This window comes from Mesorhizobium sp. M0058 (genome assembly GCF_040323095.1).
Taxonomy (GTDB): domain Bacteria; phylum Pseudomonadota; class Alphaproteobacteria; order Rhizobiales; family Rhizobiaceae; genus Mesorhizobium.
In genome coordinates, this window is sequence record NZ_JAMYUQ010000017.1 from 19,769 (window position 1) to 36,500 (window position 16,732).

Consider the following 16,732-nt stretch of genomic DNA (forward strand, 5'->3'; position numbering starts at 1 on the left):
CAGTCGCCCCGACCCCCTCTGGCCTGCTGGCCATCTCCCCCTCAAGGGGGGAGATTCGCAGTTTCAGCAAACTCGGCCACCAGCCCCTCATACGCCTCGAAGGCCGGCAGCGCCTCGTAACTATGCACCGCCGGCGTCGTCGCCCAGGGCAGTTTCTCGCTGGTCCATGTCTCGATGAACGGCGTGAACCAGCCGGGCTCGTCAAGCATGGTGGGGCGCAGATTGACGAACCAGTCGAGCCCTTCGGGGCGCGTGAACATCCAGCTCATGCAATAAGGGCAGAAGTAATGACGCGAGGCGCCGTGCAGCCCGCCGATCACCGGCTCGCCTTGCATGATTTCGAAGCCGTCCGAGGGAATGGCGGCGCTCAGTGAATAGGCGCTGGCCGACATGCGCTGGCAGCCGATGCAATGGCAAGCCATGGTCAAAAGCGGTTTTGCGGAAATCTTTAGCCGCACACGTCCGCAGCGGCATCCGCCTTCGGCCGGCAATTTCAGGGTTGGCACGGCAGTCTCCCACTCTTCGAAGCGCGGTGCTTCAGTCGCCGGTCAGCGCCTTCGTCGTCACCAGCGTGACGCCGGCATCGGTGAAGTCCGCATTGTACCGGGCGACGATCTCGGTCGCGGTTTCGCCTTCAGTGTCCAGCGTCGAGTGCGCATCGGAAACGACAGTGACGCCGAAGCCTTCGGCCAGGGCGCCCTCAACGGTGCCGGCGATGCAGAAATCGGTTTGCGCTCCGGCAAGCACGACTTCGCCGACCCCTTGCCCGGCCACCCAGGCGCCAAGCTCGGCATTCGAGAAGGCGTTGCGGACGGTCTTGGAGAATGTCGGCTCGTCCTTGGCCTGGCCGAGTTCCGGCCATACCGGCCAACCCGGCTCGCCGGGCGCCAGCGGATCGCCGGCCGGCCCGTCATGCCTGACGAAAGCAACCTTGCGCCCCTCGCGCCGCGCCCAGTCGATCAGCGAGCAGGTACGCTCGGCTATGCCAGGCGCATCGTGGATCGGCGGCTCGACGCGGCCGTCGAACATGTTGGTCTGGAGGTCGATGACGATGAGGGGAGCGAGGTTTGGCATGGCGCGAAGATAACGCGGGCGATGGGAGGGTCAAGACGGCGAAGCTGCTGATCTCCCCCTTGGGGAGATTACATGTACCTCACCCGATTCCACCCGCGACCACGTAAGCACCAGCCGTGCGTCCATCCTCCAGCCGGATGACGGCCGTAACGATCGAGCCGTAAGCGCCTCGCCACACACTGTGCATTCTTTCGTGCTCGCCGGCGGGCACCAGGATGCGACCGTGAAAGCTTGTGCCGCTGCGCCGCAGAGCGACCGGTTCGCCATTGACGTGAACCTTGACGCCAGCGGTCTCCGCATCGAGTTCAACCGTCACGGCGATCTCGGCCTGGTCTCCTCGCCGCGTCGTCTCGGCAACAAGCGTAAGCCTCGGCGCCGGCGCATCGCTGGCCCGCAATCCACCAGGCCGCCCCGCAAACGCATCGTCCGGCAATTCCGGCGTGCGCGGCGGGCTGGTGCGGCGTTGGGTGGCGCGCTCGTAATCGCCGGCTAGCCGCAGCAACTCCGCATCATCATAGGCCTTGCCCGCAAAGGTCAGCCCGACCGGCATGCCGATATCGGCCATCGTTCCCATAGGCACGGTGACGGTCGGAATGCCGAGATGACGCCACACCAGATTGCCATTGGCGACCCAGGTGCCGTTGCGCCAGGCGATTTCTGCAGAGGTCTGGTTGACGTCGGCATCGGCCGGGCCGACATCGGCGACCGCCGGCAGCACGACGGCGTCGAGCCTGTGCTCGTCCAGCCAGTCCTCGAAGTCGATGCGCCGCGTCGCCTCCAATCCCTTCAGACCTTCCGCCAGCCTTGGAATATCCAGCAATGGCGTCACGCCCTGTTTGGCGCGTGTGACATAGTCCGCCAGATCGAAACCGTCGTCGCCATAGCGGTCCGGCAGCGCGCCCGGCGGCCGCGGGAAGATTTTTGGCCCGTCGACCGTGGCCAGGTCGGGGATGGCCGGGTCGGCATTTGCGCGCAGGAAATCGTCCCAGCCCCAGATGCAGAGATCCCAGATTTCGCGCTCGGCGAATGCTTCCGGCACCAGCCCGCGTTCGACCATGGTTTTTGTGCCCGGACGGTCGCGCTCATAGTTCGAGACGACGGGGAAATCGACCTCGACCACCTCCGCGCCGAGCTTTTCCAAGTCACGCGCTGCCTGCCGCCAGAGGTCGAGCACCGAGGCGCGGGTCTCGATGGGTTTGAGCGCGCCGCCGTCGCGGCCGATATACATTTTCGGCACGCCGAGGCGTTTGCCTTTCAACGAGCACTCCAAGGCGAGTGTAGTGTAGCTTGGCGGCCTGAGATCAGCGCTTTTCGCGATCGACACCCAGGGCTGCGCGCGCCAGAAATCGCCGCGCGTCTCGGTATCGTCGGCGACGATCACGTCGAGCAGCTCCAGCATGTCGGCGATGCCGCGCGTGTGCGGCACCACCACATCCATGGTCGGCACCAGCGGCCAGTTGCCCCTGACCGAAATGACGCCGCGCGACGGCGTGTAGGCGACAAGTGCATTGTTGGACGCCGGCGCGCGGCCGGAAGACCATGTCTCCTCGCCCAGCCCGAAAGCGGCAAAGCTCGCAGCGGTCGCGGTGCCGGAACCGTTGGACGAGCCGGAAGCGAAGGCGGCGGTCAGGTAATCTGCATTGTAGGGGCTCTCGGCGCGGCCATAGACGCCACGCTGCATGCCGCCATTGGCCATAGGCGGCATGTTGGTCAGCCCGATCAGCACAGCACCACCGGCCCTCAGCCTGGCAATGGTGAAAGCGTCCTCGTTGGCGACGAGATGCTCGAAGGCGGGCGAGCCGGCGGCCACCGTCAGGCCCTTCACCTTATAGCTGTCCTTGGCGGTGTAGGGGATGCCGTCGAGCGGCCCGAGGGTGGCGCCATTGCGCCGCCGCAGGTCGGACGCCGCCGCCTCCTCGAACATTGCCGGGTTAAGCACCGGCACGGCATTGAGCGCAATGCCATGGCGGTCGTAGTGCGCGATGCGCCTGAAATACGCGCCGACCAGCTCGACGCTGGTGACGGTGCCGGCCTCCAGCGCGCGGCGCAGGTCGGCGATCGAGGCTTCGACGGGCTGGAGGTTGGGCATGGGGTTCTCGAGATGCAGCGGCAAATGAGTCTTCGCATCGTGCGATGCGAGTGTCACGCCGCAAACGAAAGGCGTGACGGCGACGCTTATGCACTCGGCTCACAGCATCTTGCTGTCGAGCTGGCCGTTTTCCTTCATCAGGTCGAGATAGGTCTTGGCTCCGGAACTGCCGTGGCCTGCCGCCTTGAAGAACCATTTGGCGGCTTCCTTGTAGTTTGGTTTCCCATCGACGCCGCGGTAGTAGAGCGAGCCCAGACTGAACTCGGCATCGACGCTGCCGGCCTTTGCGGCTTCCAGCCACCAGGACTCGGCAGCCTTGTCGTCTCTGGCAATGCCCACGCCGTTGGCCGAGGCATACGCTAAGGCGAGCTGGGCATCGACATTTCCCTGCCGCGCCGCCTTGAGCCACCAGCCCGCCGCATCCGCACTGCTTTGCGCAACGCCAGCACCCTCGGAATAGGCTGTGCCGAGCGCTTTCTGCGCGAATGCATTGCGCTGGTCGGCGGCTTTGCGCCAGAGCCTTGCCGCCTGAACGGGGTCCTTCGTTACTCCTAGACCATCCCAATACAGTCCACCGAGAGCGAACTGCGCAAGGTCATTGTCCTTGTCGGCAGCCTTGCTCAGCCACTCGAATGCCTGCCTTTCATCCTTCCCGACGCCCTGCCCGTCCCGATACACGACCCCGACATTATACTGCGCTACCACATGGCCTTGGACAGCAGCCTTCATCCACCATCGGAAGGCCAGATCATTGTCTTGCGCAACGCCGCGGCCCTGGCTGTAGAGGATACCAAGCATATATTGAGCGTCGGCGTTTCGCCCGTCGGACGCCTTTTGCGCCCAAGTCGCGGCCAACGCATCGTCCCGTCCCACGCCTTCGCCGAGCGAATACGCCCGGGCCAGATTGGCACCGGCTTCGGCATTCCCCGCTTCCGCGGCCTTGCGCCACCAATAGACCGCCTGCTCGGCGCTCTTCTCGACGCCTTGGCCCATCGAATAATATCCGCCCAGATTCGACTGGGCGAACACAAAGCCCTGATTGGCGGCTTTGCTCATCCACGCAAACGCCTGGCCGTCGTCCCTAGGGGTACCTTTTCCCTGGCCATAAGCGGCCGCCACCGCGTATTGCGCTTCTGTCAGACCGGTGGTTGCGGCCTTCATCCACCACCCGAACGCAAGGCGGTCATCCTGCTCAACGCCGTGGCCCCGCGAGTACAAAGTGCCCAGCAAAGCCTGGGCATTCGGCTCACCCAGATCGGCTGCCTTTTTCACCCACACTATGGCGGCCTTATCATCCTTCTTGACGCCTTGGTTAAGATAGTAGGCGCGTCCGAGACAGAAAGCGGCCTCCAGGCTTCCTTGGTCAGCCGCCTTGCGCCACCATGAGGCAGCCTGCTCGAAGCTTTGCGCAACACCCCGACCCTGCGCATACAGGACGCCGAGGGCGTACTGAGCGTTCGCATTGCCCTTGTCGGCTGATTGCCTGGAAAACTTCAACGCCAGTTGATCGTTTCTTTCGACCCCTTGGCCATTTAAATAGACTTGGCCGAGAGAATATTCAGCCTCCCCGCTCCCCTGATCGGCCGCCTTGCGCCACCAATAGAGCGCCTGCTCATAACTTTGCGCGACCCCTTGGCCCTGCCAGTACAACACGCCGAGCTGGTACTGCCCATTCATGTTGTCTTTATCGGCGGCCTTTCGTGAGAAACTCTCGGCAAGCCGACTGTCCTTTTCAACGCCCCTGCCCATAAGGTAGGCCTGACCCAGTGCTGCTATGGCTTCCGCATTGCCGCCATCGGCGGATTTCTTCCACCAATACACCGCCTGGCTGTCGTTCTGAGCCACGCCCTCCCCGCGCCAGTACAGCGCACCAAGCTGGCCTTTTGCGTCAACATTGCCAGCGTCCGCCATGATCTTCATTTGACGGAATACCTCGGCATAATCCTTTGCCTGGAGAGCCGCTGCACCCTTTTGTGCCGCTGACCACTGCACATAGTAATTTCGGCCAGGCCCGAGCAGCACAAAAGCCGCCAGCAACACCAGAACGACGGTAAGGACCCCTCGGCGACGCGACGTGGGCGGGCTGTAGACAGGTGTATCCACTTTGGGCGCCCAGTCGTTGTTGCTCACGGTCCCCAATCCATTTGCAGCCACCAGTAATTCATAGCGCAAGCCAGGCTGTTCTGGAATATCCAAAGCATTTGATGTCGCTACTGCGCCGCGCCGGCAAAGAGGATCTCGCCATCGCCGCCAGCCGCCGGCCAATCCCTGATGGTGCGATCGTCGCCGCCGGTGAGCAGCGTGCCGTCGGTGGCGAAGGCAACGGCGTAGATCGGGCCGGTGCGGCTGTCGAACATGGCGGTCTGGCAGCCGGTGCCGACATCCCACAGCCGCGCCGTGCCGTCGAGCGAGCCGGAGGCCAAGCGCTTGCCGTCGGCCGACAGCGCCAGCGTATAGACGGTGCCTTCGTGACCCTCGAAGCGGCGCAATTCCCTAAACGTGTCGAGGTCCCAGAGCTTGATCGTGTAGTCGCCGCTGCCGGTGACGACATGATGGCCGTCGGCGGTGAAGACAGCGCCGTAAGTGCCCTGCTCGTGGCCGTGCCAGCTTCGCAATTGCTTGCCGCTTTCGACGTCCCAGAATTTCAGCGTGCCGTCGATGGAGCCGCTGAGCGCGCGCGTGCCGTCGGGCGAGATTGCGACCGTGCTGATCGGCCAGTCATGTCCGGTCATCACATGCAGCACCGATTTGTTGACGAGATCCCAGACGATGACGTTGCCGGTGTCGTGGCCACTGACGGCGCGCTTGCCGTCCGGGCTGATCGCCAGCTTGCGCACGCCGCCATTCGCGCCCGACGAGAAGACATGCAGCACCGCGCCGTCGGCAAGCTTTCGCAGCACGATCTCGCCATCGTCGCCGGCGGTCAGCGCGGTTGCGCCGTCGGGCATGAACAGCGCCGTGCGCGCCATGTCCTTGTGTTCACCAAGGTTGCGGATCAGCCGCTTGCCGGCGATGTCCCAGAGCTTGATCATATGGTCGGTGCTGGCGCTCATGATGTCGCGGCCATCGGCCGAGACGGCGAGCCAGACGACGGCGTCGCGATGGCCGTCGGGCTCGGTCGGCAGCGCCGGCGGAGGCGGCGGCAACGGCGCGACGGTTTGCGGTGGCGGTGTCGCCGGAGCGAGTGCGACTTGTGGCGGCCGAGGGGGAGCAGTTGGAGGCGTAGGCTGCGCCGGTTCCGGCGGTTTGGCAGCCTGCTCAGGCGGGGTTGGCTCGGGAGGCGTGGCGAGCGGCGGCGAACTCGGTGGAACCGCCGGCGTCGCCAGGTCCGGTGGGACGCCGGCGATATCCTGGCCCTTCGGCTCGGCTTTGGGCTCTCTCGGGGCGACGACCTCAGCGCCCGGGCCGGCGTCACGCGCCCAAGGGAAGTGGTCGGCCAGCAGCGCCAACACGGCGAGCACCGGCAACATGAGGAAGGCGCGCCGCCAGCCCGGGCGACCCTTGGATTCCATCTCAGCGTCGCGGCCAAAAAGCGGCGTTCCAGCAGGCTGGCTTCGCCGACCCGGCAGCAGTCCGGCCCAGAACAACAGGGCGCCAAGCAGGCAAAGCCCGCCGACGGTCAGGAACACCACCGGTCGCAGCGTGGCTGGGCCGTGCAGCATGTGGTCGATCCCGCTCCAGCTGAAATCTCTGTCGCCGAGCAGCAGATACGCCCGCACCAGACAAGCCAAAGCGGCCGCCAGCAGCGGAAGCGCAAACAGCCTTTCGGCCAACCTGTCCATCGGACTCCCCCTCCGGTGCCGCACCTTGCTCATCATGCGGCCGCCGCAGCGAAACAAATAGCGCAAAACTGCGCCCACGAAAGTGGGCGCGATCACGCAGCCAAATTCACTTCAATTCGACCCATACCGGCGCGTGGTCGCTGGCGCCGTCCTCACCTCTGACATCGCGGTCGATGCCGGCAGCGGTGAGGCGGCGCGCCAGTTTCTTCGACAGCAAGATGTGGTCGAGCCGCAGCCCGGCATCGCGCGGCCAGCGGTTGCGGCGATAATCCCAGAATGTGTAGAGCGTTTCCTTCGGATGCTTCTTGCGGAGCGCATCGGTCCAGCCCTGCTCGAGCAGACGCTGGAACGACGCCCGGCTTTCCGGCTGCACCAGCGCGTTGTCGTCATAGGAGCGGGTGGCGTAGATGTCGCGCGGCTCGGGCACGATGTTGTAGTCGCCGACCAGCGCCACCGGCAGGCCGGTGTCGAACAGTTCTGCGGCATGCGCCTCCAGCCGCGCGTGCCACGCCAGCTTGTACTGGAATTTCGGCCCCGGCTGCGGGTTACCGTTGGGCGCGTAGAGACAGGCGATGACGACGCCCGACACCGCCGCCTCGATGTAGCGGCTCTGCTTGTCGGCGGTATCGCCGGGCAGTTCGTCACGGGTCAGCACCGGCTCGGCTCCTCGCGCCAGTATGGCTACGCCGTTCCAGGTCGGCTCGCCCTTCCACACCGCGCCATAGCCGGCGTCGGCCAGTGCCGTGCGCGGAAACTGCAGGTCGCGCGCCTTCAGCTCCTGCAGGCAGACGACATCGGGCTTGGCTGCCGCCAGCCACGCCAGCAGGTTTTGCAGCCGGCTGTTGACGTTGTTGATATTGAAGGTGGCGATTTTCATTTGGCGATCAGGAAACGATCCGCCCTGTCCACGCCTTCACCGTCCCGGCCAGCGTCTTCAAATGATCGGCGGTCGAAAACCCCGACACGCTCTTGCGCGGCTTCAGGTCGTGGTCGCCATCCTCCAGCCAGATCACCTCGATGGCTTTGGAAAGGCCGTAGGTCGCGACCTCTTCTTTCGTGCCGAACTCGTCGCGGGTGCCCTGGAAGATCAGCGTCGGCGTCTTGAGGTCGGCGAGATGTTTTGTCCTGAGTTGCTCGGGCTTGGCCGGCGGATGAAAGGGATAGCCGAGGCAGACGAGGCCCGAAATCTCGCCCTTGGCGAACATCTCGTCGGCGACCATCGAGGCGACGCGCCCGCCCATCGACTTGCCGCCGATGATGAGCGGACCAGCGACGCCCCTCGCCCTCAGATCGGCGATGGCCTTGATGTATTCCGGGTTGACCGTCTCGGCGCGCGGCGGCGGCTTGCGCTGGCCATAGCGTCGCGCCGCCATATAGTGGAATTCGAAGCGCGCAACCTGGAAGCCGGCTGTGGCGAGCGCCTTGGCGGTGTCGGTCATCGAGGGGGAATCCATCGACGCGCCGGCGCCGTGGGCCAGCAGGATGGTGAGGGGGGCTGTGTCAAAGCCGTCGAAGAGGAAGGTGGTCATGGGGTGCGCTGCCGGTAAAGGCCGAGTTCCTTCGCCCCCCCTCTGTCCTGCCGGACATCTCCCCCTCAAGGGGGGAGATTGGCAGTTTCAGCGCCTCACGGACCTCGCGACGATAGCGATTGGCGAAAGCGATGGCGACACCCAATCTCCCCCCTTGAGGGGGAGATGGCCGGCAGGCCAGAGGGGGGTGCTCGCGCGCCAACATCTCACCCCGCCGTCCGCGCCAGCTGCAGATCGACGAACTGTATCCCCTTTTGCGCAGTGCGCGCCCATTCGCTGTCAGCATCGAGTTCGAGATAGCGCACCCAGTGGCGGCGGGCTTCGGTCAGATTGCCGGCGTCGAACTCCAGCCGGGCAAGGTTGAACACCGGATCGGCGTAGCTCTTGTCGAGCGCGATGGCCTTGACCAGATGCCGGCGCGCCGAGGCGATCTTGCCTTCGTCGCTCATCAGCCCGGCGAGGTTGAACCAGGCCTCGACGAACGCCGGATCGAGCTTGATCGCTCTTGCATAGTCATGCGCCGCGTCGGCCACGCGACCGGCGCCACGCAAGCAATTGGCGCGGTTGAACGCGGCGATGGCGTCGCTCGGATCGATGCTGAGGCAGCGTTGGTAGAGCGCCGCGGCATCGTCGTGCCGGCCCTCCTCTTCCGCGCTTTCAGCCTCGGCGAACAATTCTTCCAGCGTGTCGTCGCCGGCTGCGCTTGCGCTGCCGAGATCGAACAGCAGCTGGCCGTCGAGTTCGCTCTGGCCATCCTCGAGATAGATCTGATCGGGCCGGCCATGCTGCGAGCCGACATTGAGCGATTTGGCGGTGAGCGAAGCGACCGGACCGGAGCGATGCACGGAGCGCGCGATCGCGCCCCAGGATGCACCGCCGGCGACCAGCCCGGCATATTTGCGGGCAAGGATCAGATCGCGGAACGAGTAGGGTTCACAATCGTGCTCGAAGGCGTCAAACAGGCTGAGCAGGTCGAGGTCGGCACCGGACAGTCTGGACTGGTCGACGAGAGACTGCCTGGACAGCGAAGACGCCTCCGGCGTCTTCATCAGACCAAGCAGGCGCAGGAAGCCATTTTCGCTAAGGAGTGTTCGGCCAGCGGAGCCCTCGGCTGCAACCCGGCGCTCGATCTCGGCATCGCCGCCCTTCGCCGTGCCGGCCTTGGCGATCAGCGTTCGGCCGAACACAACATGGCTGGTGCGCCTGGTGACGCCGCGCCGCAACTGGCCGTGCTGACGCTCCACCTCACGGGCCGCGAGCCGCAGCGGAAATGCCGCCAGCGCGCCGATGGCGCCGAAGACGGCGCCCGGGATTATACCGGTCGGCGCCGTCACCCCTTGCTCTTGCCGACGGCCTTGAGCAGATTGGCCTTCAACGGGTTTTCCTTGGCCGCACCCGCCTTACCCTTGGCGGCAGGTTTTTCAGCGTCGTCGGCCTTGCTCTTCGACTTGGCCGGCGGCTTGGCTGATTGCGACAGGCTCGCCTTCAACGCGTCCATGAGGTTGATGACATTGCCACGCTCGGGCGCCGCCGCAATGATCGGCTTATGGCCCTTCAGTTTCTCGCGGATCATCGTCATCAGCGCGATCTCGTAGCGGTCCTCATAATTCTTCGGATCGAAGGTGGTTTCCTTCTGCTTGATCAGCGCTTCGGCCAATTGCAGCATTTCGGGATCCGGCTTGCCAGCCGGGATGTTGCCGAAATATTCAGCCGTGCCGCGCACTTCGTTCGGGTTCCTCAACGTACACACGAACATGCCGTTCTCGCGCGCGCCAATCGTCACCACGCGCTCGCGGCTGGACAGGACAAGGCGGGCAATGGCCAGCTTGCCGGATTTGCGCATTGCCTCGCGCAGCACGGCGAAGGTTTCCTCCGCCATGGCGCCATCCGGCGCCATGTAGTACGGCGAATCCTGATAAATGACGTCGACCTCGTCTTCGTCGACGAAGGCCTCGATGTTCATCGTGTGATTGGATTCGATGCGCACTGCTTCGAGGTCGGCCTCATCGATGATGATGTACTGCTTGTCCTCGTATTCGTAACCCTTGACCAAGTCCGCGCGCTCGACGAGGCCGAGTTCAGGGTCGACCGGCTTCATGTTGATGCGGTTGTGGGTCTTCTTGTGCAATTGGTTGAACGATATGCGCTCGCTGGTCGTCGTTGCCGGATAGAGCCGGACCGGACAGCTGACGAGGCTGAGCTTGAGGTAACCTTTCCAACTTGCCCTGGGCGCCATGATACTCTCCTACGCGGCCACGCACTGACATTTCAGACTGAGCATGATCTTATCCGAAAACCGGTTCCCACTTTTCGGGATCATGCTTACTGCAGCGCTTCGTCCAAAGGACGAATGGTGCTGCGGAAATCCTACACCGACCGGGCACGATACAGGCAAATCCCTAGCGAAATCTTCCAGTCGCCCTGAAGGTCCAAGGCCGAGAATAATTCAAATTGTCCGAAGCGTCGATGGACTTGGGTTCCTCGCTCCCATGAAATGGGGAGAAAAACCTTATTTGAAGGCCGGCAAATCCCTCGCGAAATCCTCCATGTCCGCCCAGGGGTCGCCCGAGGTCGCCAACAACCCCGGCAGCGAGGAATAGTTCAGATCCTGCGGCGCATCGATCGTCTCAAGGTCGCTCCAGCTCACCGGCGTCGACGCCGGCAGGTTGGTGCGGGCGCGCAGCGAATAAGGCGCCGCGGAGGTGTGGCCGCGCGCGTTGCGGTGATAGTCGATGAAGATGCGGCGCTTGCGGTTTTCCTTGCCCATTGTGGTGGTGAAAGTGTCGGGCGCGGTGGCCGCCAGGTGCGTGGAGATGGCGCTGGTCGCCTGGTGCAGCTTCTTCCAGTTCTGCTTTTGCGTCACCGGCACGGTTATGTGGATGCCGCTGCCGCCGGATGTCTTGGCGAACGGCACCAGGCCGAACCGCTCCAATTCGCCCTTGATGTGGACGGCGGCCTCGACCACCTCGCGCCAGGCGATGCCCTCACCCGGATCGAGATCGAAAACGATCTGGTCGGGCTTGTCGAGGCTCAAGCGATGCGTGCCCCAGGTGTGGAACTCAACGACGCCGAACTGCGCGAGTGCCAGATAGCCTTTTGCTCCCTCGACCGACAGATAGGATTTGGTTTCACCTTCGGAGTTGGTGGCGTCAAAAGTGACCACCGACGGCGGCATGCCGGTGAAGGCGTGGCGCTGGAAGAAACAGTCCTTCGGCAGGCCCGTCGGGCAGCGCACCAGAGACACCGGGCGGCCCATAATGTGCGGCAGCATGAAATCGCCGACCAGCGCGTAATAGACGGCGATGTCGAGTTTGGTCGGTCCGGTCTTGCCGAACAGCCGCCGCTCCGGATTGGTCACCCAGATGGTTGCGAGATCAGCTTCGGCGATCAGCCGCTTGCGCTTCGGCGACACCGGCGTCGACAGGCCGACATCGCGCAAGCCCCGAAACACACCGTGGCGCAGCGAATTGTCCGCCGTTCGGTTGGCGTAGTGGATGCGGGCCGACAGCATCGGCCGCACCCATTTCATCTCGCGCATGATCTCGCGCGGCACACCCTCGGGTGCTGTCGCGCCGTCGCGCAGCGGCTGCAGCCGGGCCAGCAAGTCGCCCGCCGTAGCGGCATCGAAGCCGGTGCCAACCTTGCCGCGATAGTGCAGTTCGCCATCCGCGAATTCAGCCATGCCGAGTGCCGCCAGTCCTTCGGCCGCGTCGGAAACGGTGTAGCCGGCGATGATGAAATCGCCGGTCTCCAGCGCCTTGACCTTGGTCCAGCTCTTCGTGCGGCCGCTCTGGTAGATGGCGTTGGCGCGCTTGGAGACGACGCCTTCCAGCCCAAGGATCGAGGCCTGATCGTACAGCCCCTGTCCGTCGCCTTCGACATGGTCGCTCAGCTGGATGGCGGAGTTGGCGCCCTGTCCGGCTAGCAGTTCGGCGAGCAGGGCCTTGCGCTTTGCGAGCGGCGCCTTGCGGAGGTCCCAGCCGTCGAGATGCAGCAGGTCGAAGGCATAGAAATGGAGCTTGCTGCCCGCACCCGCCGACAGCGCATCCTGGAGCAGCGCGAAACGCGAGATGCCCTTCTCGTCCAGCACCATGATCTCGCCGTCGATGATCGCCTGGCTGAGGGGCAGCCGGGCGAATGCCTGCGGCAGGTCGCCGTAACGCTTCGTCCAGTCGATGCCGCCGCGGGTGATCAGCCTGACCTCGCCATCGGCGATATGCGCCATGGTGCGGTAGCCGTCGAATTTTATTTCGTGCAGCCAGAGTTCACCTGTGTCTTCCACTGGCCCACCCGGTGGCTTCGGCACCTGCGTGGCGAGCTGCGGCTCGATGCGCGACGGCGGATCGCCCCTGGCCGCACCGGGCAGCGCGCCGGGTTTCAGCGCGCCGGGCTTGGGCGGCAGGCGGGCCGGCTTCTTCGGCGGCGCCACCAGCTCCTCGATCCGCTTGCCGGACTTCACGCTTTCCGGCCGCGCTTCCAGGATGTCGAGGCCGGTATCGGCGGCGAGATCGCGCTCCTTGAACAGCAGCCAGTTTTTCTTCTCGCTGTCTTCGCTGGGCTTGGGCTTCAGACGGGTCAGCATCCAGCCGCCATTCAACTTGTCGCCGGCCAGCCGGAACTTGAAGGCGCCGGTGCGCAGGCTCTTGTCGACATCGTCCATCGGCGCCCAGGTGCCGGTGTCCCAGACGATCATCGGCCCGCCGCCATATTCGCCTTCGGGAATGACGCCCTCGAAGTCGATATATTCGAGCGGATGGTCCTCGGTCTCGACTGCAAGCCGCTTGTCGGCCGGGTTGAGCGAGGGCCCGCGCGGCACCGCCCAGCTTTTCAGCACGCCGCCGACCTGCAGGCGCAAATCGTAATGGTCGGCGGTGGCGTGATGCTTGTGGACGACGAAGCGGTTGCCGTCGCCTGAAATGAGCCCGCCCGCCGGTTCCGGCGTCTTCGTAAATTCGCGCTTGGCGCGGTAGGCCTTGAGTTTTGGCGGGGTTGGCATGGGTCAGGCGGGAGCGGCGGCGGCGGACGAACCTTCCCTGCGCCGCGTTCCTGCACAGTGCTGTCCCGCCAACATTTCAGATTTCCCAGCGTGGTGCGAAGAATGTGGAGATCACGCTCAATCGTCTGAGGCGGGCGTCAGGTCTAGCTCGGCCGGGGACAGCCCTTGTTGGAGCTGGCTCAGCCGGAACTCGTCGACCCAGTAGGCCTCGCCGTCGACCAGCACGCGGGCCGAGTAGACGCCGCCGGAAAAGCTTTGCGCGGTGACGTAGACCTTGTGGCGGTCGAGCGCCTTGCGCACCGCGGCGCGCTTGGAATTCTGGCTGGTGACGGAACTGGCCATGGCTCACTCATACACAAGACCGCAAGACATGGCGGCGGCATAAGGATGCTGGAGATCGGCCGCTCTGTCAATTTTGACCGCCTGCTTCTGGCAGCGCTACGATCCGACGGCAGCAAAAAACCGCTGCGCCTCGACAGTGGGCTTTGCAATGGCGACGACAATATTCGGTTAGTGGTCCGAAGGAATTATGAGCGCGGTGACGCGCGAGAGCTGCTGACGCCGGTTCAGCGTCGGCTTCTCGTAGATCTTCTTCATTGGTATCCCCATGGCCCCAATGGCCGCCGGCAAAGGCGCTTGCGGCTGGGTTTTGTCAGGGGAAGCGCTGTTCTTCCGCCGAACAGCTATGGAAACTGGAGGAGCGGCCGCTATAGTTTTCCTCAGCCCCAAGGAGAACGGCAATGACCCTCAGCACCCGCAAACTCGGCAGCCAGGGGCTGCAGGTCTCGGTGATCGGCCTCGGCTGCATGGGCATGAGCCAGTCCTACGGCCCTGCCGACGAGGCGGAATCGATCGCCACCCTGCACCGCGCCATCGAACTCGGCTGTACCTTCCTCGACACGGCGGAAGTCTACGGCGCCTATGCTAATGAAGAACTGCTCGGGCGGGCGCTGAAGGGCCGGCGCGATGAGGTGACCCTTGCCACCAAATTCGGCTTCCGCATCGAAAACGGCAGACAGGTCGGCACGGAGCGTGACAGCCGGCCCGACCATATCCGCGAGGCGCTGGAGGGCTCGCTGAAGCGGCTCGGCACCGACCATATCGACCTTTACTACCAGCATCGCGTCGATCCGGCGGTGCCGATGGAAGACGTCGCCGGCACGGTCGGCCGGCTGGTTGCCGATGGCAAAGTGCGCTTCTTCGGCCTGTCGGAAGCGGGCGCGGCGAATATCGGCCGTGCGCATGCCGTGCACCCTGTCTCGGCGCTGCAGAGCGAGTATTCGCTTTGGGAGCGCAATCTGGAGCCGGAGATCATCCCGCTGCTCAAAAAAGCTCGGCATCGGCCTGGTGCCGTTCGCGCCGCTCGGCCGCGGTTTCCTCGCCGGCGACGTCAAGCGCGCCGAGGATTATCCGGAAGGCGATTTCCGCCGCGGCGACCCCCGCTACCAGGGCGCCAACTACGACGCTAATGTCGCGGCTGCGGCTGCGGTGCAGGAGGTGGCCGCGGCCAAAGGGGCAAAGCCCGCACAGATCGCGCTGGCCTGGGTGCTCGGCAAGGGCGACGGTTTCGGCATTGACATCGTGCCGATCCCGGGGACAAAGCGGCGCAAGTATCTCGAAGAAAATGTTGCTGCGGCCGCGATCGCGCTCGACGCGGCCGAGATAGCTGCGCTCGACGCAGCCCTTGCGCCGGGCAAGGTCTCAGGGCCGCGCTACAATGAGCGGGTGATGACGACGATCGATCGGTAGAGGCGTCTAAGCTGCCAATCTCCCCCCTCGTGGGGGAGATGCCTGGCAAGGCAGAGGGGGGCGCGAAGGATCGCCCGCATCAAGTATTCTGCGTAGAGGTTAGCTCAAAGATGTAAGTGAAATTGGCCAATGTCGGCGGGACAGCGCCCCCCTCTGTCCTGCCGGACATCTCCCCCACAAGGGGGGAGATTAGCAGTTTCAGCCCCTCGCCTCACCTTGCGTAATCGATTTTCCTTGGCTAGCATCCCTGGGTCGGCGCCGAGCGGAGGAGACGTTGCGGTGGACCGGCTGGAGCGCCGTCGCGTCCGTTCGGGCGCTCACAGGACACTCCATTTTTGAATCGACGCAGGAAAATCCCGAGCCGCTAACGGTTTCGGGCTCCTGCATCCATGTGGGAGGATATCTGATGAACAGACGCGAATTCCTGTTGTCGACCGTGGCGACCGGCGCCATGGCGCTGGCTGTGCCCATGGCCTTTGCCGCCGACAAACTGACCATATTGGGTTCGGTGCCCAATCTCGGCTTCCCATTCTTTGTGCACATGCTGAACGAGATCAAGGCGGAGGCGCAAGCGCAAGGCGTCAATCTGACCGAGAGCGACGGCCAGAACTCGGCGCCGAAGCAGACCGCCGACATCGAGGCCGCACTTGTGCAGAAGGTCAACGCCATCGTGATTTCGCCGCTTGACGTCAACGCGCTGGCGCCGGCGATCGAGGAAGCGGTCAAGGCCGGGGTTCCGGTGGTGACGATCGACCGCCGCGTCGACGGCGTCGAGGGCATTCTGGCCCATGTCGGCGCCGACAATGTCAAGGGCGGCGAGGCCGAGGCGCAGGCCATGGTGGCGGCGTTCCCCAACGGCGCCAAGCTGTTCCATTTGCAGGGCCAGCCGGGTGCCGGGCCCGCGATCGACCGCAACAAAGGCGTCCACAATGTGCTCGATCCGCTCAAGGACAAGTACCAGATCATCTTCGAGCAGACCGCCAACTTCGCCCGCGCCGAAGCGCTGTCGGTGACCGAGGCCGGGCTTGCCGCCAACGGCAAGCCGGACGCCATCATCTGCGCCAATGACGACATGGCGCTCGGCGCGCTCGAAGCCTGTGCCGCGCGCAACTTCACCGACGTCAAGATCTACGGCTTCGACGCGCTGCCGGAAGCGCTGGTCGCCGTGCGCGACGGCAAGCTCGCCGGCACTGTCGAACAGTTCCCCGGCGAACAGTCGCGCACGGCGGTGCAGATCGCGGTCGCCTTCGCCAGGGACAAGACCGAGCCGAAGGAGAAGCTGGTGCTGTTGACGCCGATCGTCATCGGCAAGGACAATCTCGACAAGGCGGAGAGGTTGAACGAGACGAAGTGAGAGTAAGGCCCATGACGGGTGGAGGTCGCGCTCTGTCGCGCCCCCCTCTGTCCTGCCGGACATCTCCCCCACTTGGGGGGAGATTGGCCGTCACGTCTGTTTTCGCCAATCGCCAACGCTGTAGAAAAAGTGCTGCCGGCAAAACTGCTGATCTCCCCC

Annotated in this window: 13 protein-coding genes and 1 pseudogene; 3 read left to right on the forward strand and 11 right to left on the reverse strand. The window is 64.4% G+C overall.

The genetic code is table 11. The features are described 5' to 3' along the window. Positions 1 to 41 precede the first annotated feature (41 nt). The 11 genes from NKJ75_RS26180 to NKJ75_RS26230 form a co-directional block, all read right to left on the reverse strand. Positions 42 to 506 carry a GFA family protein gene (locus NKJ75_RS26180; protein ID WP_023834497.1) on the reverse strand — a complete coding sequence of 155 codons (465 nt, stop codon included), beginning with the start codon at positions 504 to 506 and terminating at the stop codon, positions 42 to 44. A gap of 31 nt (positions 507 to 537) precedes the next feature. Next, a complete protein-coding gene (locus tag NKJ75_RS26185) occupies positions 538 to 1,074 on the reverse strand; it encodes an isochorismatase family protein (RefSeq protein ID WP_352500366.1) in 537 nt (178 codons plus the stop codon). A gap of 79 nt (positions 1,075 to 1,153) precedes the next feature. Then, positions 1,154 to 3,163 carry an amidase gene (locus NKJ75_RS26190; RefSeq protein WP_023834498.1) on the reverse strand — a complete coding sequence of 670 codons (2,010 nt, stop codon included), beginning with the start codon at positions 3,161 to 3,163 and terminating at the stop codon, positions 1,154 to 1,156. Between the two features lie 99 nt (positions 3,164 to 3,262). Then, positions 3,263 to 5,293 carry an SEL1-like repeat protein gene (locus NKJ75_RS26195; RefSeq protein ID WP_155923582.1) on the reverse strand — a complete coding sequence of 677 codons (2,031 nt, stop codon included), beginning with the start codon at positions 5,291 to 5,293 and terminating at the stop codon, positions 3,263 to 3,265. A gap of 80 nt (positions 5,294 to 5,373) precedes the next feature. Then, the gene (locus NKJ75_RS26200; protein ID WP_023834500.1) at positions 5,374 to 6,945 is read right to left on the reverse strand and encodes a WD40 repeat domain-containing protein; all 1,572 of its coding nucleotides are present in this window, start codon (positions 6,943 to 6,945) and stop codon (positions 5,374 to 5,376) included. A 106-nt stretch (positions 6,946 to 7,051) separates the two neighbouring features. After that, positions 7,052 to 7,822: an exodeoxyribonuclease III gene (locus NKJ75_RS26205; protein WP_023727066.1), complete on the reverse strand. Its 771-nt coding sequence runs from the start codon at positions 7,820 to 7,822 to the stop codon at positions 7,052 to 7,054. 7 nt (positions 7,823 to 7,829) lie between these two features. Beyond that, positions 7,830 to 8,474, reverse strand: a complete 645-nt coding sequence (locus NKJ75_RS26210; protein ID WP_023834501.1) for an alpha/beta hydrolase family protein — start codon at positions 8,472 to 8,474, stop codon at positions 7,830 to 7,832. A 206-nt stretch (positions 8,475 to 8,680) separates the two neighbouring features. Continuing rightward, entirely contained in the window at positions 8,681 to 9,808 is a 1,128-nt protein-coding gene (locus NKJ75_RS26215; protein ID WP_023834502.1) for a tetratricopeptide repeat protein, read from the reverse strand. Then, positions 9,805 to 10,710 (reverse strand): non-homologous end joining protein Ku, encoded by a 906-nt coding sequence (ku, locus tag NKJ75_RS26220; protein ID WP_023673485.1) that lies wholly within the window; start codon positions 10,708 to 10,710, stop codon positions 9,805 to 9,807. The genes NKJ75_RS26215 and ku overlap by 4 nt, the downstream gene beginning before the upstream one ends. Before the next feature lie 273 nt (positions 10,711 to 10,983). Then, positions 10,984 to 13,470 carry a DNA ligase D gene (ligD, locus tag NKJ75_RS26225; protein WP_023673484.1) on the reverse strand — a complete coding sequence of 829 codons (2,487 nt, stop codon included), beginning with the start codon at positions 13,468 to 13,470 and terminating at the stop codon, positions 10,984 to 10,986. Positions 13,471 to 13,587: 117 nt separating this feature from the next. Further along, positions 13,588 to 13,812 carry a hypothetical protein gene (locus tag NKJ75_RS26230; RefSeq protein WP_023673483.1) on the reverse strand — a complete coding sequence of 75 codons (225 nt, stop codon included), beginning with the start codon at positions 13,810 to 13,812 and terminating at the stop codon, positions 13,588 to 13,590. 45 nt (positions 13,813 to 13,857) lie between these two features. On the opposite strand from NKJ75_RS26230, the gene NKJ75_RS26235 reads away from it, so the two are divergent. The 3 genes and pseudogenes from NKJ75_RS26235 to NKJ75_RS26245 all read left to right on the forward strand — a co-directional run bounded on the left by NKJ75_RS26235 (position 13,858) and on the right by NKJ75_RS26245 (position 16,573). Beyond that, entirely contained in the window at positions 13,858 to 14,214 is a 357-nt protein-coding gene (locus NKJ75_RS26235) for a hypothetical protein (RefSeq protein ID WP_155923583.1), read from the forward strand. Continuing rightward, positions 14,211 to 15,219: pseudogene (locus NKJ75_RS26240) on the forward strand (aldo/keto reductase). Before NKJ75_RS26235 ends, NKJ75_RS26240 begins: the two are co-directional and overlap by 4 nt. A gap of 406 nt (positions 15,220 to 15,625) precedes the next feature. Beyond that, positions 15,626 to 16,573 carry a substrate-binding domain-containing protein gene (locus NKJ75_RS26245; RefSeq protein ID WP_023834503.1) on the forward strand — a complete coding sequence of 316 codons (948 nt, stop codon included), beginning with the start codon at positions 15,626 to 15,628 and terminating at the stop codon, positions 16,571 to 16,573. The last annotated feature ends 159 nt before the right edge of the window (positions 16,574 to 16,732 follow it).

Coding starts and splice junctions, on each gene's coding strand:
- NKJ75_RS26185 (WP_352500366.1), bottom strand. CDS start 1,074: ATGCCAAACCTCGCTCCCCTCATCGTCATCGACCTCCAGACCAACATG.
- NKJ75_RS26190 (WP_023834498.1), bottom strand. CDS start 3,163: ATGCCCAACCTCCAGCCCGTCGAAGCCTCGATCGCCGACCTGCGCCGC.
- NKJ75_RS26200 (WP_023834500.1), bottom strand. CDS start 6,945: ATGGACAGGTTGGCCGAAAGGCTGTTTGCGCTTCCGCTGCTGGCGGCC.
- NKJ75_RS26205 (WP_023727066.1), bottom strand. CDS start 7,822: ATGAAAATCGCCACCTTCAATATCAACAACGTCAACAGCCGGCTGCAA.
- NKJ75_RS26210 (WP_023834501.1), bottom strand. CDS start 8,474: ATGACCACCTTCCTCTTCGACGGCTTTGACACAGCCCCCCTCACCATC.
- ku (WP_023673485.1), bottom strand. CDS start 10,710: ATGGCGCCCAGGGCAAGTTGGAAAGGTTACCTCAAGCTCAGCCTCGTC.
- ligD (WP_023673484.1), bottom strand. CDS start 13,470: ATGCCAACCCCGCCAAAACTCAAGGCCTACCGCGCCAAGCGCGAATTT.
- NKJ75_RS26230 (WP_023673483.1), bottom strand. CDS start 13,812: ATGGCCAGTTCCGTCACCAGCCAGAATTCCAAGCGCGCCGCGGTGCGC.
- NKJ75_RS26235 (WP_155923583.1), top strand. CDS start 13,858: ATGCTGGAGATCGGCCGCTCTGTCAATTTTGACCGCCTGCTTCTGGCA.
- NKJ75_RS26245 (WP_023834503.1), top strand. CDS start 15,626: ATGAACAGACGCGAATTCCTGTTGTCGACCGTGGCGACCGGCGCCATG.